Raw genomic sequence first — 26,476 nt, 5'->3', positions numbered from 1 at the left:
TACCTCTAAACGGCTTATTCATCCCATCCTTCTGGGAATTCAGCATTGTGGTAAACTTCTTGAACATCATCATCATCTTCAAGTAAGTCTAACATTTTTTGGAACTTCTTAGCTGCATCTTCATCGATTTCAGTGTATGTATCTGGAATCATTTTAACTGCTGCTTCTAAGAATTCTAATCCTTCGACTTCTAAAGCTTCTCTTACTGTACCAAAATCTTCTGGTTCAGTTGTAATTATGAATACTTCTTCCTCATCACTGTTGAAGTCTTCAGCTCCAGCATCTAAAGCCATCATCATTAATTCTTCTTCATCAAGGTCTCCCTTTTCTATAACAATTTCACCTTTTTCTTGGAACATGAATCCTACACAACCTGTAGTTCCCATATTTCCGCCACCTTTAGTGAAAGCACTTCTTACATTACCTGCAGATCTATTTTTATTATCAGTTAAAGTATCAACTATAACAGCAACACCTGATGGTCCATATCCTTCATAAACTATTCTTTCATAATCTACTGCTCCTAATTCTCCTGAAGCTTTCTTTATTGATCTTTGTACTGTATCATTTGGCATGTTTGATGCCTTTGCCTTTGCTATTGCATCTCTTAATTTAGGGTTGCTATCAGGATCCGGACCTCCATTTTTAACAGCTATCATTAATTCTCTACCAATTTTAGTAAAGATTTTCCCTCTTTTTGCATCAGCTTTACCTTTTTTGTTTTGTATATTATGCCATTTTGAATGTCCTGACATTATTTCATCCTCCTAAATCTTTCAAATCTATTAATAAAAATCTTTTATATTATACCATAATGAAAATTATTTAACAATTTTGTCTTAAATGAGATTTAAAATTTAATTTTATGAATCAAACTTATATCTACCACTCGAAATAAATAATTTTCCTTATAATAAATTATATTATACTATATAATCTATTTTCTTCTTTAAAATATAACTCTGGCTCACTTTTTTCAACTATTATCTTTCCATTACTTGCTTCTATAGCTTCTTTTTCTATTTCTTCTGCTACAGACACTTCCGCAAGTATATGTATTATAACTTTATCTGTATATTCAGTATCCTCAATATGCCAATTATTTTGTCCGCAAAAATATTGAACTTTTCCTATCATATCATACTCTAAAGTAAGTGATACCTTAACACCTTGAACCTTTTCTACTACTCCTCCTGCTTTTAATGCAATAGAAGCACCTTTAGTATAAGCTCTTGTTAATCCTCCAGCCCCTAATAATATCCCACCAAAATATCTTGTTACAACAACTGCACAATCTGTTATATTTGATTTTTTCATTACTTCTAAAATTGGAATCCCCGCTGTCCCTTGTGGCTCTCCATCATCACTATATCTTTGAATACCCATATTTTCACCAATAACATATCCCCAGCAATTATGTCTTGCTTGCTTATGCTTTGATTTTATTTCAGCTACAAATGCTTTGGCCTCTTCTTCATTTTCAACTCTTTTTGCATATCCAATAAACTCTGATTTCTTTTCAATAAAGCTATCTTCTCCATATTCTCTTATCGTTATATATGCCATTTCTCTAGTTCCTCCTTAATTATATCAATTCCACTTATTATTTCTTCTTCATTAACTTGAGAAAAACTAATCTTAAAATATTGCTCTCCAACATTTGACCCCTTATAAAACAACGTCCCTGGAGTAATATAAACATTTTTACATTTAAGCTTATAAAACAATTCCTTTGATTTTATTTCTTTATCTTTAATATTTAAATAAAAGCTTAACCCACCTTTTGGATCAAAAAATACTATATATTTTTTAAGCTTTTCATTAATTAGCTTTTTCATTAACTCATATCTCTTTATATATTCATTTCTAAGATTTTCTATATATTCAATCCAATAGCCCTCTTTAATATACATCTCTAAAGCTCTTTGCATTAATGTTGATGTTGCAATATCTGTATTAATTTTTGAGTTTTGAATACTTTCTCTAAAATTTTCAGGACATATAATATACCCAAGTCTTATACCTGGTAAGAATATTTTTGAAAAACTCTTTATATAAATTACTCTATCATTTTTATCTAAAACCTTAAAAGGCTCGTGTTTTATATTATCATCAAATATTAACTCTGACAAATAATCATCCTCTATTATATAAAAATCATATTTTTCAGCCAGTTCTAATATTTTAAGTTTCTTCTCTAAGCTATAACTAATTCCTGTTGGATTTTGAAAATAACTCATAGTATAAAAACACTTTATTTTATTTTTCTTTAATATATCTTCAAGTTTTTTTATATTTATGCCATCCTCTTCTACAGGCATTTCAAATACATTAGCTCTTCTAAACTTAAATACAGATAATGCACCTGCATAAGTTGGTTTTTCAACAATAACATTATCATTAATATTTAATATTGCTTTAGATGCAATATCTATACCTTGTTGCGCTCCTGATACTATTAATAAGTTCTCTATATTTAATGAACTTCTCCAAAAGACTTCATTTATAGTTTCTCTAAGCTTTGTATATCCAAAAGGCTCTTCCTTAATTAATGCATCTGCACCATCTCTATCTAAAACTTCATTTATTACCTTTTTAAATTCATTTATAGGAAAATTAACTTTTCTAGAACTTTCACCTGTAAAATCAATTATATTTTCATCATAATTATTTTTTATTAGCTTAACTTCCTTAGAGTACTCTTTTCTAAAATGATCAGTAATTTCTCTCTTCTTTGCATATGTTCCTGATCCCATCTTTTGATAAGCATAGCCTTCACTTACAAGCTTATCATAGCAACTTACTATTGTAACATTGTTTACTTTTAACTCCTTAGCTAATCCTCTTATTGGTGGTAATTTATCTCCATCCTTTATCACATTTGAATTTATTAATCTTTTTATATTATCTGCAATTTGAGTATATTTCGGTTCATAATCATTAAATTCAATACTATATTTCTCCATATTCCCCTCACAATTATTATTTATGAATTGTATTAATACATTTAATTATAGAAAATATAGTAAATATAGTCAAATCTCCATAAATATAGACCTTAATGGATTTCCATTTAATATATTCATTAAGGTCTCTTCCAAAAATATAACTATTACTTATCTAATACCCAAACAGATACACTACCGTTTTTAACTTTAAAATTACCAATACCATCTTCATCTATGATTACTCTTTCGTTAAAATTTAAAAGTAAATCTTTAAACTTATTTCCCGAGAAATGCTTTCCAACATACATTTTCTTTTCACCACCAAGCTTATTAGTTAACAAAACTGCCAGTCCTGAATTTTTATATTCACTAATTCCTTCTCTTGTCCATCCAATTATATTTCTATCATCAAAATAATCATGTTGTTCACCATAAGAAAAATTTTTCCGCGCTTTTAATAATAAATCTAAATAACCACCTATTCCATAATATCCATGACTAGGTATTCCATAGTAATCCCCATAAAAAACACATGGATATCCTCCTATTCTTAGCAATATTAAAGAGTAGGCTATCACTTTAAACCATGGTTCTACCCAAGATTGTAATGAACTTCCTAATTGAGTATCATGATTATCTACAAAAGTTACAGCCTTAGTTGAATATCTATCTACTAAGGTCCCATTAAATATATTTCTCATATCAAAGTCTCCATTACTACGTGAAGCCTCATATAAATTAAAATGTAATGGTACATCAAATAAAGACATAACATATTTAGTGTTTTTTAAATAATTTAATAGAACATCTACATTAGGATGCCAATATTCTCCTACTGCAAACAATTCTTCACCTGTTTCTTTCCTTAAAAGTTCTAACCATTCTACAAAAAAGCCATAACTAATATGCTTAACAGCATCAAGTCTAAACCCATCAATCTTAGTAAAATCTACATACCATTTTCCCCACTTTTTTAATTCTTCTACAACTTCTCTATTAGAAAAATCTAAATCTGCTCCCATAAGATAGTCATAATTTCCATTTTCACTATCTACTCCACTATTCCACTCCTTAGTTAAAAACTTATAAATACTACTTCTCTTTGTTTTATCATCATAATCTATTCCATCAAAGTCATTCCAATTCCATTTAAAAGAAGAATATTTATTATTTCTTCCTGGAAAAGTGAATTTAGTCCACGCTCTTATTATTCTATTCCCACTTATAGGAATATTTCTATTAAAGAACTCCTCTTCACTTGCCATCACTTCTTCAACTTCATCTGCACCCATTTTATGATTTAAAACTATATCTGCATATGCTTGTATACCCTTTTCTTTTAGGGCTTTTATTGCAGATAAATATTCATCCTTACTCCCATATTTAGTTTCAATAGTTCCCTTTTGATTAAATTCTCCTAAATCATATAAATCATATGCACCATATCCAACATCATATACACCACCAATTCCCTTATATGCTGGTGGCATCCACACCGCTGTTATACCTAGATGTTGCAAATTAGTTGCATCCTTAATTATTTCATTCCACAACTTACATTTAGGTAACAAATACCATTGAAAGTATTCCATTATTGTTCCATTAACCATTCACTCTCCCCCACTTCAATCCCGAGTTATTAAAGGTTTAAATAGACCTTCTTATAATAAAATTATTTAAAATAAAAATGGTTCCGATATTGCTAAATACAAATCATTTCGTTGGCACCTATGAATATTCTATAAGTAGCACCTTAAAACATTTATATTTTTTCGTTAACAATATCAGAACCTATGTTAAAAAGAACATACTTAAAACAAGACCTTATCTGCCTCTGTTAGCATAGATAACTTATTTTAACCTTAACTTAGAATATTATTTCTATAGAATGTTAAAATCTCTTAATCTTAAGTAGTTCTTATTAACTATTACATTAATATATTTATGATGTAATCTTTTGTTTTATTATAACTTTCGTCATCAACTTCAACAATCATAAAAGTTCCATCTTCTCTATATTCTTCTTCTAATACTCTACCATTTCTATGTAGGAATGAGTTCATGTCACTTCTCTCATATGGTATTAAATATTCACATTTTTTCATCTTATAAGGAAGATTTTCTTCTATTTGATTTAATAACTCTTCTAAATTTATTCCTTCTCTTGCTGAAATTTCTATTGTCTCATATTCAGCTGTAGCTTCTTTCACAGCTTTAACTTGTTCTTCTGTAGCTTTATCTATTTTATTTAAAACAAGTAATGTTTTTTTATCCTTTGCACCTAATTCTTCTAATACTTCTTCAACGGCTTTAATTTGTTCTAAAGCAGTATCACTTGATGTATCAACTACATGACATAAAAGATCTGAGTAAATTACCTCTTCTAAAGTTGATTTAAAAGCTTCTACTAAATCATGGGGAAGCTTTCTTACAAATCCAACAGTATCTGTTAAAGTAATTACACCTTTATTTTTAAGTACTATTGCTCTTGTAGTTATATCTAATGTTGCAAATAGCATATCAGCTTCAAAAACCTTTTCTTTTCCTATAACTTCTTTTTGAGCTGCTACATCACAAAGAGCATTTCTTAAAGTAGATTTACCTGCATTTGTATATCCTACTAAAGACACCTTTGGAATGCTTTCTTTATTTCTTTTCTCTCTTTGGGTTTCCCTTATTTTCTTAATTTTCTTTAATTCATCATTTAAATCATAAATTTGCTCTTTTATATGTCTTCTATCAGTTTCAAGTTTCTTTTCTCCAGGTCCCTTAGTCCCAATTCCTCCACCAGTTCTTGACATAATTGTTCCTAGCCCTTGAAGTCTACTCATTCTATATTTAAGCTGTGCTAGCTCAACTTGAATTTTTGCTTCTCTACTCTTAGCTCTTCTAGCAAATATTTCAAGAATAAGAGTAGTTCTATCTATAACTTTAGCACCTATAGCAGCTTCTAAATTTCTTACTTGAGATCCTGAAAGCTCATCATCAAATACAACTACATTAGCTCTTAACTTTTGTCTTAACTGGGCAATTTCTAGAACCTTACCTCTCCCTATGTAAAATGCAGCATCAATTTTGCTTCTGCTTTGATACACACTTTCAAGAACTGGAATATCACAAGCCTTTGTTAATTCTTTAAGTTCCTCTAAGCTTTCTCTCGTATCAGAACCAACTAAAATTGCTTTTTCTTCATTATCTTCCACTATATCTTTTTCCTTAACTAAAGAATCAATATAGCTTATTTTATTTAGTATGTGTATCTTTGTAATTTCTTCTAATGGAATATGTGCTGTTTCTTCATAATCTAAAGTATCATTTGATACAGTTAACATACCTAATGAACAATCTAGTATTTTATCATCATAAATACCAATCGCTACAATAGCATCTAGTTTTAATTTTAATAATGCACTAATATCTAATGCTGATAAATTACTCATGCCATTTGGATGAGTATGAATTATCCTAACTCCAGCTAATTTTTTTTCTCTTATATCTAAAGTTTCTATTTCTACTGAAGTAGAATCTCCAATGGCTATAGTTCTAATATTACCTCTTCTATCTATTGCAACACTTATTTCTCTTTCTATGAATGATGAAACCCTTGAAATAACTTCAATTATTTCAATTGAACAAACTTCATCCTTTGGACATTTAGCTTTATAAAGTCTCTCTAATTCTTCAATAGCTGACTTTTTTACACCTTCTATATTTCCATATATCATATTATCACCTCAACTAAAGCATTCTTATTTAGTATATACCAAAGATGTAAAATTAATTTCCTATTTTCTATTTAATATCTTCCTACATATACTATAATTACTCAATATTTCACTATATTGTATCTTATTCTAATGTAAATGTAAACTCACTTTACATTTAAAGGGGTTTACTACATCACCTTTAAATTATTTTATTATTAAAATTTGTTCTACATATATTAAATTTGTAGTTTTAAGTTTATTTAATCTAACTAATCTACACATTGTAGTTTTATCTCTTAAAGCTATTTAAATTATTAAAATTTATATAAATTTAATTACTATGTTGCGCATTTTTCTTTACCATTTATTATATTTACTCTTTAATCATATCCTTACTCAATTTTAAGTTGCAAAAAATCAAAAACATTGTTAAAATTTATATTATTATAGTATTTTTCGTCAAGCTAATATTTTTAGTTGACTTTATAAAATTGACTATTTAAAAGCTTTTTTTCATATAATAATATAAATATTGTAGCGGAGGCGTTATACATGGAAGATAAAAAACGTAATATTCTTTTTTCTGAAGAGCAAATTAAGGAAAGAGTTTTAGAATTAGGAAAAGAAATAACTAAAGATTATGAAGGTAAAGAAGTATATGTTTTACCATTATTAAGAGGAAGCTTTGTTTTTGGAGCTGATATTTTCAAAGCATTAGATTTAAAGGCTAAAGTAGGATTTATGACAACTTCAAGCTATGGTCATAGTGAAGTTAGCTCTGGTACTGTTAATGTAGTAAATGATATACCAGATAATATAGAAGGATTAGATGTCATAATAGTTGATGATATAATAGATACTGGTTATACAATGGAATTTGTAATAAACCATGTTAAAAAATTAGGAGCAAGATCAGTAAAAACTTGTGTATTATTAGATAAACCATCTAGAAGAAAAGTTGATTTAAAACCTGATTACTGCTGTTTCGAAATTGATGATTTATTCGTAGTAGGCTACGGATTAGATTATGAAGGTTTCTACAGAAATGTTCCTTATGTATTTAATTGGGAAAGTAAATAATATATAAACATAATTAAAGCTAGTGATTGCAATGCATTCACTAGCTTTTTTCAAAGCTTCCTCTGTTAATTATCTTGCTAGTTGGATATAGAAATCATATTATTTCAATTACATTTCTAATATATTCTTTTCAATTACTCCATAAATAATTGAACCATCTTTTTTACCTCCATAGCACTTTTCTATCCCTAGCTTTTCAAAATCATTAGCTCCTCGTCTTTCCTTAATAACAACTCTTTTTTTACATACTCTAAGTGCTTCATTTAAAATTTCCTTTGTTAACCCTCTATGATCTGCAAAATCTCTAAATGAATTTATAGTTGTTGATTTTTTATTGGGTTCTTTAAACATAGGATCAAAATACACTACATCAAAGGTATTATCAGACTGTTTTAAAAGATAATTTTCATATGATTCATTAATAACTGTTATATTCTTTACATTTTTTTCAACGCTGTCTTCACTATAGTTTTCTAAACCACTCTTGCTTAAATAAGCTATATACTTATTAACTTCTGTACCTATAACTACTCCATTCTTTCCAACTATAGTTGAAAATATAAGTGAATCCCCTGCAAGACCTAATGTACAATCTAATATACTATTTCCTTCTTCTAATTGAATTGCCTCTATTATAGCTTCTTTATTACCTTGTTTTATTGATTTTATTTTTAGCTCGGACATATTAGGATGCCAAAACAGTGTACTATCTAATCCTTTTATGACAAGCTTATCTTTTTCAACTACTAATAAATAATCTACTTGCTCCTTTAGAATAGTTTTTTTAATACTAAAATTTTCTCTTTTTATATATGATATATTTAAATCTTTAGATATTCCCTTTGCTTTGAAATTCAAACTTTCATCTGCTTCTCTTGTAGTTGTTACTGCTATCTTCATTTTTTCACTCTATCTTTCTTCATTTGTTATATATTCTTCTTATTCATTATATTATATATTTTAAAGTTATTTGCGTTTTTTCATTAATTATTAAAGCTTTTATCAACAAATACCTCTTCATAAACCTTATTTAATAATTCTGCTTCAGTAAAATTCTTATTATCATATGCAAATTCAATTATCTTATCACTAGAAACTATCATAAATCTATCTATCTCTTGAATCTTATATACCTTAACTTCTGATGGTAAATCTGTATCCATCTCTAAGTACTCTCTACCTTCACCAACATTTTCTATATTCTTATTGAAACAATAATCTACTGCCCAATTATATTCACTTTGAAATAGTTGATAGTTAAAATCCCCATTTTTACCATCATTAACATACAGCAATGTTGATGCTAATATTCCTTCATCTTCAATTATAAATCTTTCTTTGTCATCTTTACTTTCATCATTAAAATCTTCTAAAGTTAAAAGATATTCCTTTTCATTTGTTTCATTACTATAAAATGCAGATCCTAAAACCATTCTTGTAACTATTAATATTGTAAGAAATGTTATAACTACGAAACTTATTATATTAATTGCTCTCTTTTTCTTATCTGTATATTTACTATGACTTATAAAATCCATAATCGTAAAAATTACTATTATTAATGGTAAAATTAGTACTAATAATTTCCCTACTAAGTTTTTCTCACCTCCCATAAAATATAGTGTATATAATAAAATTGCACTTACCATTAGCATATCAATAGCTAAATTAATATTGCTTACTATATTACATTTATATTGTACATGCTCCCCTTTTTTTAAATTTATCTTACCTTTAACTGCCCAAACTATAAAATTAATAAGTCCTATAAACTCTTCTATTGCCCATATACATATAATTAAAACTGTACTCATTCTAAAATCATCAGCTAAAAAATCTGCACTATAACTTCCTATTGTTGCTGTATATTGAGTAAATAAAAATAAAGATATAATAAATATATTTAAAAGAACATACTTTAAAGATGCTTTAAAAACACTATCATACTTTTCCTTTTCATCAGTATGAATAGGTATATTATCTTCTTCACTTTTACTGCAATAAATCTGTATTTTATCACTTTCACATATAAAATCCCAGCCAGCTTCCTTGCAATACTCCCTAAACTCCAAAGCAGTCGAACAATCTTTTCCATCGAAGAATGATACCTTATCCATTACATCAACAGAGTACTTTAACCTTATACCCTCTATCTTCTTGAACTTTAAAAAGTATCCTCTCATATTTTCTAACTTCCAACCTTCAAGTGCCATCTTTTCTAAGTACTTTTCTAAAGTTCTATATTCATATGGCAAAAATTTAAATAATACCCATTTAGTTTTTCCCAATCTCATCTTATCTTTCCCCCAAAAATCTTTCTCCATCTTTAATTAAAGTTATTAATCTTTCATATTCCTCTTTTAATATTTCTAAACCTTTAGCTGTAATTATATAACTTCTCTTTCTTCCTACTACTTCTGTTTCTTTTATCATATCTTCCTTTTCAAATTTTCCAAGTAATGCATATAATGTTCCCGGACCTACCTTTACTCTTCCCTTTGAAATTTCATCTACAGCAGCCATAATGTCTACTCCACATCTTTCTTCTAAAAGTGACATTAATATATAATACATAGGCTCTGTTAAGTTTTGAAATTGCTCTCTAGCCACTTAATCTCACCTCCAATATCGAGTATCGCTATTATACCTTTATTGTAATATCGAGTATCGTTATTGTCAACTAATATGATTAATTACTAAGGTGTTATCTTCTTAATTAGGATTATCAAAAGATTTTCCTTAATGAAAAATAAGAATTTATTTAAATTACCATCTACTTCATGATATATTATGAAACCCTATATAATATTAATAATAAAAAATGATGCTCTTTTTTTAGAGCATCATTTTTTGTACTTAATTTATGTAACAATTTTTATAAATATTCCTTCATTAGCCTTCTGTAAAGCTTCTGCTGTTAAGCTTTTTGCTACATTAGACCTATCTGAAATTTTACAAAGTGAATCACCTATTTTTATAGTAGGATCAATAATTCTTAACTTTTGTTTTTGATATATGTCATAGTCTAATTTACTTTCTACTAATTTTACATCATAATTTAATGATGATACTAACTTATGTACTTCTTCAGATTTTGATTGTTCTAATAATTTATAAACATACTTATCTTCCTTCATTAAATCATCTAATATTATTTCATTTAAATCTAATGATAGTTTTATTGCTTTTGATAATTTATCATAAGCATATACATTTAATGGATTCATAAAAAATCCTATTACTTCCTTATAATAAGTTTTTACAAACCACTCTGCAGCTTCAATAGAATTTATAACTATTTCTCCATCTATTACTTCTAAAGATTTTAAAAATTTATCTATTTCTTCTTTTGTTATATATCCGTAATGATACATATCTCTCAATGTATAATCTATTCTATCTGCACATAATTTAGGTGCTGATTTTTCAAGAATAGTCCATTTTTCTTCATTGAAAAGTATATCCTTATAATCATAACCATTTTTCTTTAATATTTTTGGAATTTCAGATCGATTTATAATAGTATCATATATTTTTTCATGATAGTCTTCATCATTATTTTTTAAGGCAAAATCTACAACATGAGAAAATGCAGTATGTGAAATATCATGTAATAAGCCTGCTATCTGTTCTTCTATGGAGCCACCCATACTTCTTATAAATATCATTGTTCCTATTGAATGCTCATATCTTGTAACATTCCACTTAGGATTTACTAAATAACTAGCTCCTCCTTGGTGAATATTTTTTAACCTTTGTACTTCTTTTGTACTAATTAATTCTTCAAAAATAGATTCAATATTAAATTCACCATATATAGTGTCTATAATCTTCATACTATATCCCCCCACTCTACTAATAATCTTTACTATACAAAATTACTTATTATCAGTTTTTATTTGAAATTTTTCATTATCAATTATAAAGCGTTCATGAATACCTTCACCAATTTTTCCACGCTCATCAAAAGCTTCAACCTTAAATACCAATCTTCTTCTATCAACTTCAATTAATTCACTCTTTGCAGTTACTTCCATTCCAATTGGAGTACTATCTATATGTTTTATATTCATAACTGTTCCAACGGTACCTTTTCCATCTTCTAATTCACTTTGAATACTTTTATAAGCTGCCTCTTCCATAAGTGCAACCATGGCAGGAGTTGCATATACTCTTAGTTCACCGCTTCTTAAAGTTTTTGCAATATTATTTTCATTAACAATATCCTTAACTTCACCAATTATCCCTATTTTAATCATTTTCTCTCTCCTAACTGTAATTTTTATATTACTTTTAATATACTACATTTATTTATAATATATATACTATAAATTTAAAACACCCACTATTTAATAAAAATCTCACTAGATATATGTAGAAATATTTTAATATACACTCAATTAACTAATCTTCAATAAAAATATTATATAATAAATTCTAAGAATATTTATTTTAATGAAAAAAGAAGAAGTTATTTAGTATTAACTAACTTCTTCCATTAATTTTAAATTACTTTCCTATATGCTTCATATAATTTATCCCATGTTATTTTACCTACAATTCCATCTTCAACTAAACCTGCCCATCTTTGAAATTTCATAACAGATTCCTTAGTTTTTTCTCCAAATATACCATCAACAGAAACACTTGGTATAGCAGAATATACATTACTTACAGCATCTAACCATACTTGAATTAATCTAACTTCTTCCCCTCGTTTACCCTTCTTAATTAAATAGCCTGGATATCTAACAAACTGTCCTGAAGAAGTCAAGATATAAGGTTCAATACTTTTATATACTTCAAGAAGCTTGTTCCATGTAAGAGGTCCAACTATTCCATCAGGAATAAGGTCAAAGGCCTTTTGGAATGACTTTACTGACTCTTGTGTTTTTGTATCAAAATTACCATTTATAGTTACAGGCAGAATACTATCATAAAATGCACCTATACATATTAGTAAATATTGTAGTATCTTTACATTCTCTCCTGTTGATCCTAACTTTAATATTTCTGTAGGTATTTCTTGTGGTATAGTTATTGCTTCTCCTTCTGATTGTAGTTCTGCTAACTTTTTAACACCAACATATATTTGAGATATTTTATACCATGTTTGCTTACCAACAATTCCATCTGCAGTTAAATTAAAAATCTTCTGAAATTCTCTTACTGAATTCCTTGTGGCTTCATTAAACTCTCCATTTACATCATTTATTTGGGGTATAGCAGGATAATTCTTTCTTATTCTATTTAATTGTCTTTGTATAACCTTAACTGATTCACCCTTATCCCCTACCCTTAAAGCTTTTCCTGGATAAGACTCTATAGCTCCTTGAACGTAATCAGCCTTTCTTGTTTCAATATCATTTCCATAGTACTTAGTTAATATTTGAAAAGCATTGTCCCCATTATTTGCATATGATACCGTTCCCCATTGAGATAAACCATCACAAGTTACGGTTGTACCATTACAATATTGTGCTAGTAGTGGCTCTTTAAACCCCTTTCTACTTATATATTCATTAAATATATCATCAACAACATTGCTTATTGTATCGTATATATTTCTTCCATTAACAAAATAATGATCATATGCAGTAGAATTTGTAATATCAAAATCATATCCTCTACTTCTATACCACTCAGTATATATTCTATTTAAAGTAAAAGATATTTCAGCATAGATATTACTAGCTAAAGCTTCTCTAGGCCATGTTGGATAAATCTCACTTGATGCTACATTTTTAATATAATCAGTAAAAGGAACTGTAACATTTTGTGCATAAGATGATGGTGATCCTAAATGGACTGTAATATATTCTGGTATAACAACTTCTTTTAGTATTTTAGATGACGGTATAAATTTAGTATCATTCTCCTCTGTTTTTTCCTCTATTTGATTTCTTTCATCAAGTAAAGCATTTGGAGGAATATCAATAAAATCTATTCCATTTATTCCTCTTACCTTTGGTCTCATTTGAACTTTTTGTATAGCTGTGACTCCAGCAAAAATTGGAATTCCCTTTATATATTTATTTTGAAAATTATTACTTACTACTATAGCATCATACGTTTTATATGGCTTAATTTCAGCATCTGGTTCTTCTGAAAGATATTTATCATAAGTATATAAATTTATCCTTTTACTTTTACCATTTTTATCAACTTTTAAAACTTTATTATTTACTATTTGAGACGTATCTGTATTTAATATTATAATCTCTGCTTCTGTTACTGGTATAGCTTCCTCTCCAATAAATAAACTAAACTCTAATTTTCCTATAGCCATTTTCTTTCCCTCATATATTATTAATTCCTTATTAATATATTAATTTTAAATTTGTATGTGCTTCATTACTTATTTACTTCTATTATTTTCTAGAATATCCCTTAAAAATAAACAAAAAAAGATCTATTAAACTAATTTATTTAATAGACCTTTTTATTTAATTAGCTCCATTCATATTTATTGCTGTCTCTGGAATTTTGCCAACTATAACAGTATCTGAAACCGGTATTTGACAGCTTACCTCAATCTCCTTGCTATTAAAAGGTACTATTACTCTCATTGTAGCATTTAGATTTAAATATATCTTATGTCTAGTTTGATTTATTCCTGCACTCTCAAATGCTGACTCATAAGATGTAGTAATATTTCCAACTTGTTGCATTTTAACTGTTATCTTTGGTCCCATATTATAAAACATCACATTATTAGTTAAATATCCCAATGGAACTTTAACACCTAAATCTCCCATCTCTGAAAGCTTCTCATCACATTTTAAAACAACTTGAGATGCTAAATAGTTTTGCTTTACAGTATCTGCTCGTATCATTGTTATATTGCCCTCTGCATCTTTCTCTATATCAATTATATCGTCATATTTAAAATTCTCTGAATAAACATTAACACTTTCTTCGTTAATAATTTTAACGGCTTCAGATTTAATTTTAATTTCTCCAATATTAAGTACAGTTGGAAGTATTCTTTTTCCAAAAATGTATATCATAGAATTAAAGCAAACTATCACAATAATAATCATTATTAATTTAGACGGTATTTTACATTGCTTAAAATTCATATTACCATGAGTTTTGGGCCTCTTTGTATAATATCTCAAACTATCACCTGAGTACTTATTATTTTACTATTATAATTAATATGCTATAATTAAATAGAATATTATATTAAATATAAATAAAAGGAGGAACAAATGGCTAAAGATTCTAACAAATCAAAAGGTCCAACCGAAAAAGTAGCAAAATCTAAAAGTGCTAATAAAAAACCTAAGAAAAAGCCATCAAAAATTAAAAGATTTTTTAAATACTTTTTCCTTACAATCTTAATAGTAGGATTATTGGTCGGTGTTGTGGGCGTTGGTTATGTTGTTGCAGTTATTAAAACAACCCCACCATTAGATGTGAATGCTATTTATAATTTAAATCAGCCTTCAATGTTATTTGATGACCAAGGCGAATTTATAGATGACTTACCATCTACCGAAATACGATATATTATCCCTTATGAGAAAATGCCTCAAAACTTAATTAATGCTTATATATCTATTGAAGATGAACGTTTTATGAATCATGGAGGTATTGACGTTAAAAGAATTTTAGGCGCTGCCGCAAGAGATGTTATGGTTATATTAGGTAAACAAAATGGTATTCATGGTGCCTCTACTATAACTCAACAGTTAATAAAAAATACTGTTCTAGCAACAGAGGCTTCTGCTGAGTCAACACCACTAGATAGAGTTAATAGAAAGATTAAAGAAATATTCTTAGCTGTTCAGCTAGATAAAAAATTAAGTAAAGAAGAAATTATTCGTTCTTATTTAAATACTATCCCTCTTAGCGGGCATATTTACGGTGTTGAAGCTGCTTCAAGATACTTCTTTGCAAAAAATGCTGAGAACCTTACTTTACTTGAATGTGCTTATATTGCAGGAATTACTCAAGCTCCTACAACTTATAGTGCTTATAATACAGGTGCTACAAATTATCCAAATGGATATATTAGAAGAACTCAAACTGTATTAAGTAAAATGTTAGAACTAGGATATATTTCAAAAGAAGATTTCGATACAGCTTATGCTCAAGCTGAAGCAAATGAATTTAATTTTTCTAAATTAGATACTGATTATGGTGTAAATCAAGAATGGTTTGTTTATCCAGCTTTAGAGCAGGTAAAGAGTGACTTAAAAGAAAAGTACAAGTATACAGATGATGAAGTAAATAAACTACTTGTAAATGGTGGATTAAAAATCTATACTACTTTAAATACTGAAATGCAAAATTCTGTTCAAAGTATTTTAGATGAAAGAACTAATTTACAAGTTGATGATACATCTTCTGATCCTACAGATAATGATGGTGTACCTAAACTACAAGCATCTGCTACAGTAATAGATTATAAAACTGGTCAAGTGAAAGTACTTATTGGTGGACGTGGGAATCAACCGCCTACTTCAATTAATAGAGCTTATTTTGATTTAAAATCAATTGGTTCTACAACTAAGCCTTTAACTATTTATGGGCCAGCAATAGATACTAAGCTTATAACAGCTGGTACTCCTTTAGATGATACTTCTGTTTCATCTGAAATTATAAAAAAATATAACTTTGGAGATGTTAACCCTAGAAATGCTAATGGTTCAATGGCAGGGTTTGTTACTGCAAGAGAAGCATTGACTTACTCTAAGAACTTAACTTCTATCAAAACAGTTGATATGTTAGGTTTAGATACAGCAATTGAGTATGGTGAAAGAGCCGGATTAAAATACGCTCCTGAATCCCATACAATGTCAGCATTAGCACTTGGTCAATTTGAGCAACCTAAAGGTAATCGTGATGGTGGAAACACAACTATATTAGCTTCTGCATATGGTGCTTTAGGTAATAACGGTGTTATATATGAACCTTCTCTTTACACAAAAGTTGAAGATGCTAGTGGTAATATTTTGTTAGAAAAAGAGCCAAAGGCTACTACTCTATTCTCTCCACAAACATCATTTATACTTTATGATATCTTAAAAGGTTCATCAAGTAAGGCTCAATTTAACGATATACCTGTAGCTGGAAAAACTGGTACAACTGATAATTCAGATAACTTCTGGTTTGCAGGAATAACGCCTTATTATTCAGGATCAATTTGGATTGGATATGATATTCCTCAAAAAATGAGTGGTAGCAGTGGTAGTGCTGCATCATTATTTGGTAAAGTAATGAATGTTGTACACTCCGGTTTAGGCTACGCAGATATAGAAGCTCCATCTGGACTTGTTCAAGCAAAAGTTTGTAAGGACTCTGGTAAATCCCCTACTGACTTGTGTTATCAAGATCAAAGAGGAAATAGAGTTAAAACAGAATACTTTATTGAAGGAACAGAACCTAAATCAGTTTGTGATGTTCATGTACTAGTTGCTGTTAACAGTTCTAACAATAAGTTAGCAACTGATAACACTCCTGCAAGACTTCTTGCTAATAAAGTATTTATCAAAAAATCAAATGCGAATCCTAATGCTGATGATTATCCATTTGTAGTGCCTACAGAGCAAGATGATACTAAACCTGAAGAGAAAATTAGTTTATCTCAAATAGGATTAAGATCAAATATGGACCTATATGATGCAATTGTTATACTAAATAACAGAGGAATTAAATACTCATTTAATGGTTTATCAGTTTCTGGTTCTATTAATCCAGGTCAATATACTTTAACTTCATTTACATCTGAAATAAATACTGGTGAAACTGTAGTGTTAACTATAAAAGCAACTACTAATACACCAGATGAGGATATTGGAACAGTACCTAATCCTGGAGAAAATCCAGATAATAATGAAAATAATAACGACCAAAGAAATCCTTTAGCTGGTATGTTAAATAATTTATTTAACTAATTTTTAGGCAGTCATTTTAAATGACTGCCCTTTTTTATATTCATTTTTTAAATAATTGAATAATCTTGCAGGACACACTTCATTTTTTTCTCTTTTTATTGTATTTTGATTGACTTGATTTCATTTTATGAATTAATCAATTAACCCTCTTGCATTATTTATTTTTTCATTGTATACTTTAATAAAGTACATATTAAATAAATCAAATGAAAAAATAAAAAGGGGGATACTTTATCATGGAATTTTTAAATGAAAAAGTGTTATTAGTTAATGACTTCATATGGACTTATATTCTTATCGCTATGCTAATTGCTATAGGATTCTTCTTTACTTTTAAAACTAAGTTCGTTCAATTTACTAATATTAAAGAAATGTTTAAACTACTTGGAGAAGGCTCATCTTCAAAAGATAAATCAAAAGGAGAAGTCTCGTCTTTCCAAGCATTTTGTATAGGTACTGCATCAAGAGTTGGTACTGGTAACTTAGCTGGAGTTGCTTCTGCCATTGCAATAGGAGGACCTGGTGCTGTATTTTGGATGTGGCTTATTGCCTTAATAGGTTCAGCTTCTGCTTTTATCGAATCTACTTTAGCTCAAATTTATAAAGTTAAAGATGGTGATAGCTTTAGAGGTGGTCCTGCTTACTACATGGAAAAGGGACTAAAGAAAAAATGGATGGGAGTTACATTCTCTGTTCTTATAATAATGTGTTTCGGATTTGCATTTAACTCTGTACAATCTAACACAATTGCTACAGCTTTCAACTCTACTTTTAATGCAAATAAACTTATAATTGGAATTATACTAACAGTTTTAACATTAATAATAATTTTTGGTGGAGTAAATAGAATTGCTAAAATTTCTAGTATACTTGTTCCTATTATGGCTGTAGCCTACATAGTAATTGCCTTATTTATAATAATTATGAATTTCAAAGAAATACCATCTTTATTCCAAACTATATTTGAAAGTGCTTTTGGTATTAAGCAAGTAGTTGGTGGTGGTATAGGTGCTGCTTTATTACAAGGTATAAAGAGAGGTCTATTCTCTAATGAAGCTGGTATGGGATCTGCTCCAAACGCAGCTGCTACTGCAACAGTTTCTCACCCTGTAAAGCAAGGTTTAATTCAAACATTAGGTGTATTTACAGATACATTAATCATCTGTACTTCTACAGCATTTATAATTCTTTTATCTGGAGCACCATTAGATGGATCAGTAAAGGGTATAGAACTAACACAAATGGCTTTAGTTTCTCAAGTTGGTCCTTGGGGAGGAACATTTATATCAATTTGTATTCTACTATTCGCCTTTAGTTCAATTATAGGTAACTACTACTATGGTGAAACAAATATACAATTTATATCTAACAACAAATTATTCTTATATGGATATAGAATTTTAGTAGCTGCTATGGTTTTATTTGGTTCTGTAGCATCTATGGATTTAGTTTGGAACATTGCCGATGTATTTATGGGGCTAATGGCAATTCTAAACTTAATCGCAATTGTTCTATTAAGTAAAATTGCTATAAAAGCATTCCAAGACTATTCAACTCAAAAGAAGGCTGGAAAAGATCCAGTATTCTATGCTTCTTCAATTCCTGAACTTGGTGATGAAGTTGAAGAATGGAGAGATAATGAAAATGAGGCTATTGCCTAAAAATAAAAAATATGAATCAAAACTTTTAGTTTTGATTCATATTTTTTCTTCCCATTAAAAGTATCCTAATAAGAGAATAAATAAATCTCCAACTTATTTTAAAATTAATATAGAAAACTCTTAATTATCTATTTACATCTGTATAAGTAAATTACTTAGCTCTTTAATGTTATTAACTATATAGTCAGCACCGCTATTACGTAACTCATCATAATCACCATATCCGTATAAAACTCCTACAGATTGTAAACCTATCTCTTTAGCTCCATAAACATCATGTTTCCTATCTCCTACCATTATAACCTGTGATAAATCTTTTATCTTATTTCTTTCAATTACATGTTGAATAACTTCCTTCTTTTTACTTCTTGTCCCATCAATATTACTTCCACATATAAAAGAAAAATATTTATTTAAATTAAAATGCTCAAGTATTTTTACTGCAAAAACTGTTGGCTTAGAAGTTGCTACTATACAAATTTTATTATTATCATTTAATAACTTAAGCATATTTTCTAAACCCTCATATACAAAATTTTCATAAATTCCTCTTTCTGAAAAATAATCTCTATAATACTTAATAGCCTCTTCTGATTGCACTTCCGTAAAATTATAATACTCCATAAATGCATCCTTTAATGGCGGACCTATAAACTTACAAAGCTCATCTAAATTATCTACTTTAATATTAAACTTATTTAATGCATAATCTACAGACTTTGTTATTCCTACTTTAGGATCCGTAAGAGTCCCATCTAAATCAAACAATATATACTTTTTCATTTATTACTCCCCCTATTAACCCATAAAAAATCACTATAAATATTTATTATTTATAGTGATTTTTTATGTTATATTATTCCAACTATTTCGTTAATATCTCTAATTCCTTGTTGTCTACAGAACGCTTCCATTTCTTCAATTATTTCTTTTCCTGCCATTGGATTAAAGAAATTAACTGTTCCTATTTGAATTGCTGATGCACCTGCCATCATAAACTCTATAGCATCCATTCCTGTAGTTATACCACCAAGACCTATAACAGGTATTTCTACAGCTTTAGCTACTTCGTGAACCATTCTTAAAGCTACTGGTTTAACTGCTGGCCCCGATACTCCTGCATATACATTATTGAATACAGCTTTTCTCTTATATGGATCTATTGCTAATCCTTTTAATGTATTAATAAGAGATAATGAATCTGCCCCTGCTTCTTGACATTTTATAGCCATATCTACTATATCTTCAGCATTTGGTGATAATTTAACCATAAGAGGTTTATCAACTATAGCCTTTGCCTTTTTAACAACATCATAAGCTACTTCAGATTTAATTCCAAAAGCCATTCCACCACTCTTTACGTTAGGACATGATATATTAAGCTCTACCATATCTATATCAGTTCCTCTTAGCTTTTCTAATGCAATTTCATAATCTTCCATGCATCCACCACCAACATTTGCAATAATGTTAGTACCTAATTCCTTCATCTTAGGAAGCTCTTCTGCTATAAATCTATCTATTCCTGGATTTTGAAGTCCAACTGAATTCATCATTCCTGATGGAGTTTCAAATACTCTTATACCATCATTTCCTGCTTTTTCATTTAATGTTAATCCCTTTGATGATATACCACCTAAAATTCCTACATTATAAAAATTATTATATTCTGCTCCAAAACCAAAAGTTCCTGATGCTGCTATTACTGGGTTTTTAAAATCTAATCCATTTATATTAACTTTTAACATTTTATCTTCTCCTTTGGTTTATTATAATTCTACATAATATCCATCAAATACTGGACCATCTTTACAAGTTCTTTTATTACCGTCTTTAGTCTTACAAGTACACACAAGACATGCACCTACTCCACAAGCCATATGCTTTTCCATTGAAACATATACTTTAACTTGCTTTTCTTTACACATTTCTACTACTCTTTTCATCATTACTTCTGGTCCGCAGCAAAGAACTGTATCATACTTATCTAAATCTAAAATTTCAGTTACAAATCCTTTATGTCCATGCTTACCAGTATTAGTTGAAACAAAAGCCTCATCTACATATTCTTTTATTTCATCTATTAAGTATATATCATCTCTAAACCCTGCATAAAGATCCATCTTTATATTAGGGTTATTTTGTCTTAACTTTTTAGAAACCTCAAGCATTGGAGCTGTTCCAATTCCTCCGCTTACTAATGCAACTCTACCTAAGTCTTCTTCTACATTAAATCCATTTCCTAATGGACCATTTAAGCTTATTGAATCACCAACTCTTAAATCAGCATATTCCTTTGTTCCAGCTCCAACTACTGCATATACAAAAGTTAAAGTATCTCCATTTGTTTCACAAACACTTATAGGTCTTGGAAGTAATGTTGCTCCATTATGCTTTAACATATAAAACTGACCTGCTTTAGCTTCATTTTTATCTTCAACAACCATTTTATATATTCCATTTTGGATTTCTTCATTTAATAATATTTTACCTTGTGTGTACTTCATAAACTCTTTTCCTCCTATAGGTTATTAACTGCGTTTCTTATTTCATCTCTCATTCTTATAGCTTCTCTTCTTGCACATGCTGCAAACTCTTCCGGTTTATTTTCCTTCTTATATGCTAAAAGAATTGCTCTTGATGAATTTACAACTCCACCATTTCCATCTCTTAAGTATAAAGCTACATCCTCTGCTTTTCCACCTTGTGCTCCATATCCAGGAATTAAGAAGAACATATCTTTATATCTGTTTCTTATTTCTTTACCTTCTTCTACATGAGTGCATCCTATAACTCCACCTATTGCAGAATACCCACATTCACCTTTAACAGTTTCACCCATTTTAGTAAGCTTATCTCCAACAACCTTATAAACCTTGCTTCCATCTTTAGTATTTATATTTTCTATATCTTCTGCTCCAGGATTTGAAGTTCTAACAAGTACAAAGACACCTTTATTTCCACTTTCCATATAAGGCATGTATGGTTCTATGCTATCCATACCCATATAAGGACTTAAAGTTATGAAATCTGCTTCAAAATCTCCACTAAAGTGACCTTTAGCATATTGAGTAGCAGTTGCCATTATATCTCCTCTTTTTATATCTGCAACAATAATAGCATCATTTTCTCTTAAATAATCTAAAGTTTTCTTATATGCCATAAGCCCTGCTAATCCTAAAGCTTCATAATATGCAATTTGTACTTTATAACAAGCTACAACATCTAAAGTTTCATCTATAATTGCTTTATTATATTCAAATATTGCTTCTTCAATAGATTTTCCTTCTAAAACATGAGTTGGTATGTATTCAATTGCTGTATCTAATCCTAAACAAACAACGCCTCTTTCTTCAACTCTTTTATATAATTTATCCATTATTAAACTTTTCATAAAACTTACTCCCTTTCACTTCTTAAACTATACTGAACTTAAACATTCTTACTATATATTACTTTTCCTGCTTTTATAGTCGTTACAACTTCCCCATAATACTCTCTTCCTTGGAATGGAGTATTTTTCCCTTTAGATAGGAAATTTTCTTTATCTACAACTATTTCTTTATTTAAATCAACTAACACTAAATCTCCATCTTTTCCTACCGTTATTGTTCCTTTATTCATTCCAAGAATATTGGCTGGATTTTTTGACATTAATTCACTTAATTTATTTATAGAAATACCGTGTTTTTTTACAAGTTCTGTATAGCAAATACTAAATGCAGTCTCAAGTCCTACCATCCCTGGTGCACCCTTTTGCTTATCTTCTTCAGTATGAGGGGCATGATCTGTTCCTATACAATCAATAGTTCCATCTTTAATTCCTGCTACTATGGCATTAACATCTTCTTGTTCTCTTATAGGAGGATTTACTCTATAATTACTTATTTCTGTTGTTAATCCTATATGATGTGGTGTTACTTCACAAGTAACATTTGCACCTTCACTTTTAGTTCTTCTTATTGCATCAATAGATTCTACTGTACTAACATGTGCCATATGTAATCTAGCACCAGTAACTTTAGCTAAGTATAAGTCCCTTATTGTCATTAAATCTTCAGCTATTCTCATATCTATTTTAGAGAAAGTTTTATCTTCAGCATGAGACATAACTATCCAATCATTTTCCTTCGCCTTCTCCATAGCTTTCATCATAATGCTAGAATCCATTACTCCAACACCATCATCAGTTATTGCTACTAATTCTTTATCATCATCAAACGCATTTAAATGCTCTATTGATTTTCCACCAAAGTTTTCTGTTATTGAAACACATTGATGTACATCTATTAAACCAACTTCCTTAGCTTTATTTCTTACATATTCAACAACTTCTTTACTTGAACATATAGGATTTGTATTCCCCATAAGGCAAACCCCTGTGTATCCACCTTTTGCTGCTGCTTTTGATCCACTTTCCATATCCTCTTTATGAGTTAAACCTGGATCTCTGAAATGCGCATGTGTATCTATAAATGATGGCATTAAAGTTAATCTTTTAGCATCTATTACCTCTATTCCATCTCTATTTATTTCTTTTCCTATCTCTGATATTATTCCATCTATAATTAATACATCACCACTAAAACTTTCGTAGGCATCTATGATATTAGCATTTTTTATTAATAAGTTCATTTCTTTACACCTCGCTAGGATTTATTATCTGTTCACAATATTCACATTTATAGCTTCCTTTTTCTCTATCAACTAATGTAAATTTATGAGGTATATAATTTTCTTGAGAAGTTATACAATTTGGATTCTCACATATTAATATATCCTGAATACTCTCTGGCAATTCAGGCTTTATCTTATTAATTATTACTTCATTTCTAACTTCGTTAATAGTAATACCAGGTGATAATAATCCAAGTACCGTATAATTTATCTCTTCTATATTTTCAATTTTTATTATATCTTTCTTTCCCATTTTTTTACTATCTGCATTTATTATTAATGCAACTTGATGTCCTAGCTTATCTAGATGTAAATATCTAAATATTTTAACTCCCATCCCAGCTTTTATATGATCTAACATGAATCCATTTTTAATACTAGTTATTTGTAGCATTTACATTACCCCCAGTAACTTAACAATTAAAGCCATTCTTACATACATTCCATATTCTGCTTGTTTGAAGTAAACTGCTCTTTTATCATCATCTACTTCAGTTGCGATTTCATTTACTCTCGGAAGTGGATGCATTACAATCATGTCATCCTTTGCTTTTGCCATTTTTTCATTATCTAATATATAAGAATCTTTTAATCTTAAATACTCTTCTTCATTAAAGAATCTTTCTTTTTGAATTCTTGTCATATATAAAATATCTAATTCATCTATAACATCTTCTATATTTTCTACTTCTCTAAAAGAAATATTATTTCTCTTTAATATTTCCTCTCTAATATATTCTGGTATTACAAGCTCCTTTGGAGATATAAGAATAAACTCTGTTCCCTCATATCTAGACATAGCTGCAATTAATGACTGTACTGTACGTCCATTTTTTAAATCTCCACAAAGTCCTATTTTGTGTCCTTCTAAAGTTCCTTTTTGTGATTTTATAGTTAATAGATCTGTTAATGTTTGAGTTGGATGTTGATGTCCACCATCTCCTGCATTAATAACTGGTACTGCTGAATAGATACTTGCAACTTTAGCTGACCCTTCTTTAGGATGTCTCATTGCAATTATATCAGAGTATATAGAAACCATTCTTATAGTATCTGCTAATGTTTCCCCTTTTGCACTTGAGGTTGAGTTTGGTTCTGAAAAACCTAGTATTTTCCCACCTAATCTCATCATTGCAGCTTCAAAACTAAATCTTGTACGTGTGCTTGGCTCATAAAAAAGTGTAGCTAATATTTGGCCATCACAGATATGTGAAAATTCTTTTGGATTTGAAATTATTTTTTCTGCTAATTCAAAAATTTCATTAAGTTCTTCTTTAGAAAAGTCCATTGGACTTATTAAATGTTTATTTTTCATTTATTGTCACTCCTTTTTAACATCACAGTGTTAAATTTAAAGAATACAAAAAACCTTCCTTATAATATAAGGAAGGTATAGTAATCTTACAATATGGGTATTATTACAACTTCCTTATGAATCTCTCGGATTCCTTTAAAGGTTCTTTGTGTTAGAATATCATTTCATTAAAAATTTGTCAATATATTTTTAATTCCAGTTATTCATAACTCCATCCCACATCATTTTACCACATTTAGCTAAAGATATTGTTCCATATACACTATTAGGTATTTCTTGTGATAAAACAGTGAATACAAATTTTCCTTTTGGCAATTCTAAATATGCTGTATCATTTTCAACACCTTTTTTATCACCAGTTTTACTGGATATTTCTATCTTTAAATCATCTGGAATATATAGGGCTAATTTATTTTTTATCTGCTGCCTTCTTAAAATATCTATGAGCATTTGTCCGTTATCTTTGCTTAAGAAAGTTCCATTAGCTAAATGCTTCCATATTCTAGACAAGTCATAAGCTGTTGTTATGTTTTCGATATCCTCTATAGATACTCTTTCATCATTTGTCTTTCTATTCAATCTAGTATTTTTTAATCCCATAGCTATGATATCTTCATTTATTTGTTCCATACCAACTATATCGATAATTTTATTAGCAGCTGTATTATCACTTTGAATCAACATAATAACCATAAGTTCAAATACTGTATATTCTCTTTCATTAAACTCATGTATTATTCCAGTTCCATATACCTTATCTGAAGTTTGTATTTTTATCTTATCCATAAAATCAACTTTTTTACCTTCAACGGCTTTTATTAATGAAACAGCAATTGGAAGCTTCATACATCCTGCAGCTGTCATAGAAACGTTTTCATTGTATCCATACACATATCCACTTTTTAAATCTTCAAAAAAGAAGCTATATTTCCCAATTCTTGATTCTAAATATTTCTTTATTTCTTTCATAATACCCTCCTAAATCCACTAATTCAAATATTTCTTTTACTTTAATATAAGTATAACATATTGTCAGAATATTTTGAAGTATTCCTGCTAAAAAATTTCCATTATTCTCTATATTAAAAATAGTGGTAAGTTTAAAATATATAGTTTAGTCTAAAAAACTTACCCCTATATTATTTCCACTTACCACTAATAATATTTAAAATATTATTATATT

At 28.9% G+C, this 26,476-nt stretch carries 23 protein-coding genes; 3 read left to right on the top strand and 20 right to left on the bottom strand.

What is annotated here, in order from left to right:
* Positions 1-14: 14 nt before the first annotated feature.
* From I4V51_RS07055 to hflX, 5 genes are all read right to left on the bottom strand, one after another.
* Positions 15-755: a YebC/PmpR family DNA-binding transcriptional regulator gene (locus I4V51_RS07055; RefSeq protein WP_195987621.1), complete on the bottom strand. Its 741-nt coding sequence runs from the start codon at positions 753-755 to the stop codon at positions 15-17.
* Between the two features lie 163 nt (positions 756-918).
* On the bottom strand, positions 919-1,566 hold the full coding sequence (locus I4V51_RS07050) for a YigZ family protein (protein ID WP_195987620.1): 648 nt from the start codon (positions 1,564-1,566) through the stop codon (positions 919-921).
* Positions 1,554-2,966: a PLP-dependent aminotransferase family protein gene (locus tag I4V51_RS07045; protein WP_195987619.1), complete on the bottom strand. Its 1,413-nt coding sequence runs from the start codon at positions 2,964-2,966 to the stop codon at positions 1,554-1,556. Before I4V51_RS07045 ends, I4V51_RS07050 begins: the two co-directional genes overlap by 13 nt.
* A gap of 146 nt (positions 2,967-3,112) precedes the next feature.
* Positions 3,113-4,558, bottom strand: coding sequence for an alpha-amylase (locus I4V51_RS07040; protein ID WP_195987618.1), 1,446 nt, complete (start codon positions 4,556-4,558; stop codon positions 3,113-3,115).
* 318 nt (positions 4,559-4,876) lie between these two features.
* Positions 4,877-6,673, bottom strand: coding sequence for a GTPase HflX (gene hflX / locus I4V51_RS07035; protein WP_195987617.1), 1,797 nt, complete (start codon positions 6,671-6,673; stop codon positions 4,877-4,879).
* 534 nt (positions 6,674-7,207) lie between these two features.
* Here hflX and hpt point away from each other — a divergent pair.
* Positions 7,208-7,735, top strand: a complete 528-nt coding sequence (gene hpt / locus I4V51_RS07030; RefSeq protein ID WP_195987616.1) for a hypoxanthine phosphoribosyltransferase — start codon at positions 7,208-7,210, stop codon at positions 7,733-7,735.
* A gap of 108 nt (positions 7,736-7,843) precedes the next feature.
* Here the strand turns inward: hpt and I4V51_RS07025 are convergent, their stop codons facing one another.
* From I4V51_RS07025 to yunB, 7 genes are all read right to left on the bottom strand, one after another.
* Positions 7,844-8,635, bottom strand: a complete 792-nt coding sequence (locus tag I4V51_RS07025) for a class I SAM-dependent methyltransferase (RefSeq protein ID WP_195987615.1) — start codon at positions 8,633-8,635, stop codon at positions 7,844-7,846.
* Between the two features lie 83 nt (positions 8,636-8,718).
* The gene (locus tag I4V51_RS07020; protein WP_195987614.1) at positions 8,719-10,029 is read right to left on the bottom strand and encodes a DUF2812 domain-containing protein; all 1,311 of its coding nucleotides are present in this window, start codon (positions 10,027-10,029) and stop codon (positions 8,719-8,721) included.
* A gap of 1 nt (position 10,030) precedes the next feature.
* Positions 10,031-10,345 carry a PadR family transcriptional regulator gene (locus I4V51_RS07015; RefSeq protein WP_195987613.1) on the bottom strand — a complete coding sequence of 105 codons (315 nt, stop codon included), beginning with the start codon at positions 10,343-10,345 and terminating at the stop codon, positions 10,031-10,033.
* A gap of 251 nt (positions 10,346-10,596) precedes the next feature.
* Complete coding sequence (locus I4V51_RS07010) at positions 10,597-11,571, bottom strand: HD domain-containing protein (protein ID WP_195987612.1); 975 nt, start codon at positions 11,569-11,571, stop codon at positions 10,597-10,599.
* Between the two features lie 42 nt (positions 11,572-11,613).
* The gene (locus tag I4V51_RS07005) at positions 11,614-11,994 is read right to left on the bottom strand and encodes a thioesterase family protein (RefSeq protein WP_195987611.1); all 381 of its coding nucleotides are present in this window, start codon (positions 11,992-11,994) and stop codon (positions 11,614-11,616) included.
* Between the two features lie 245 nt (positions 11,995-12,239).
* Positions 12,240-14,024 (bottom strand): peptidoglycan-binding protein, encoded by a 1,785-nt coding sequence (locus tag I4V51_RS07000; RefSeq protein WP_195987610.1) that lies wholly within the window; start codon positions 14,022-14,024, stop codon positions 12,240-12,242.
* A gap of 157 nt (positions 14,025-14,181) precedes the next feature.
* Positions 14,182-14,856: a sporulation protein YunB gene (gene yunB / locus I4V51_RS06995; RefSeq protein WP_195987609.1), complete on the bottom strand. Its 675-nt coding sequence runs from the start codon at positions 14,854-14,856 to the stop codon at positions 14,182-14,184.
* A 93-nt stretch (positions 14,857-14,949) separates the two neighbouring features.
* On the opposite strand from yunB, the gene I4V51_RS06990 reads away from it, so the two are divergent.
* Positions 14,950-17,640 (top strand): transglycosylase domain-containing protein, encoded by a 2,691-nt coding sequence (locus I4V51_RS06990; protein WP_195987608.1) that lies wholly within the window; start codon positions 14,950-14,952, stop codon positions 17,638-17,640.
* A gap of 236 nt (positions 17,641-17,876) precedes the next feature.
* Positions 17,877-19,301, top strand: coding sequence for an alanine/glycine:cation symporter family protein (locus I4V51_RS06985; protein ID WP_195987607.1), 1,425 nt, complete (start codon positions 17,877-17,879; stop codon positions 19,299-19,301).
* 132 nt (positions 19,302-19,433) lie between these two features.
* On the opposite strand, the gene I4V51_RS06980 is transcribed toward I4V51_RS06985, so the two are convergent.
* The 8 genes from I4V51_RS06980 to I4V51_RS06945 form a co-directional block, all read right to left on the bottom strand.
* Complete coding sequence (locus tag I4V51_RS06980) at positions 19,434-20,084, bottom strand: HAD family hydrolase (protein ID WP_195987606.1); 651 nt, start codon at positions 20,082-20,084, stop codon at positions 19,434-19,436.
* 68 nt (positions 20,085-20,152) lie between these two features.
* On the bottom strand, positions 20,153-21,049 hold the full coding sequence (locus I4V51_RS06975; protein ID WP_195987605.1) for a dihydroorotate dehydrogenase: 897 nt from the start codon (positions 21,047-21,049) through the stop codon (positions 20,153-20,155).
* Between the two features lie 21 nt (positions 21,050-21,070).
* Positions 21,071-21,808 (bottom strand): dihydroorotate dehydrogenase electron transfer subunit, encoded by a 738-nt coding sequence (locus tag I4V51_RS06970; RefSeq protein ID WP_195987604.1) that lies wholly within the window; start codon positions 21,806-21,808, stop codon positions 21,071-21,073.
* 14 nt (positions 21,809-21,822) lie between these two features.
* Entirely contained in the window at positions 21,823-22,695 is an 873-nt protein-coding gene (gene pyrF, locus I4V51_RS06965) for an orotidine-5'-phosphate decarboxylase (RefSeq protein WP_195987603.1), read from the bottom strand.
* A 38-nt stretch (positions 22,696-22,733) separates the two neighbouring features.
* Entirely contained in the window at positions 22,734-23,936 is a 1,203-nt protein-coding gene (locus I4V51_RS06960) for a dihydroorotase (RefSeq protein ID WP_195987602.1), read from the bottom strand.
* Between the two features lie 4 nt (positions 23,937-23,940).
* Positions 23,941-24,372: an aspartate carbamoyltransferase regulatory subunit gene (locus tag I4V51_RS06955; RefSeq protein WP_195987601.1), complete on the bottom strand. Its 432-nt coding sequence runs from the start codon at positions 24,370-24,372 to the stop codon at positions 23,941-23,943.
* Complete coding sequence (gene pyrB, locus I4V51_RS06950) at positions 24,373-25,293, bottom strand: aspartate carbamoyltransferase (RefSeq protein WP_195987600.1); 921 nt, start codon at positions 25,291-25,293, stop codon at positions 24,373-24,375.
* Between the two features lie 189 nt (positions 25,294-25,482).
* Positions 25,483-26,262: a serine hydrolase gene (locus I4V51_RS06945; RefSeq protein ID WP_195987599.1), complete on the bottom strand. Its 780-nt coding sequence runs from the start codon at positions 26,260-26,262 to the stop codon at positions 25,483-25,485.
* Between the last annotated feature and the right edge of the window lie 214 nt (positions 26,263-26,476).

This window comes from Clostridium sp. D53t1_180928_C8 (assembly GCF_015667795.1).
Classification (GTDB): Bacteria; Bacillota; Clostridia; order Clostridiales; family Clostridiaceae; genus Clostridium.
This window is presented reverse-complemented; position numbering and strand designations above follow the sequence as displayed.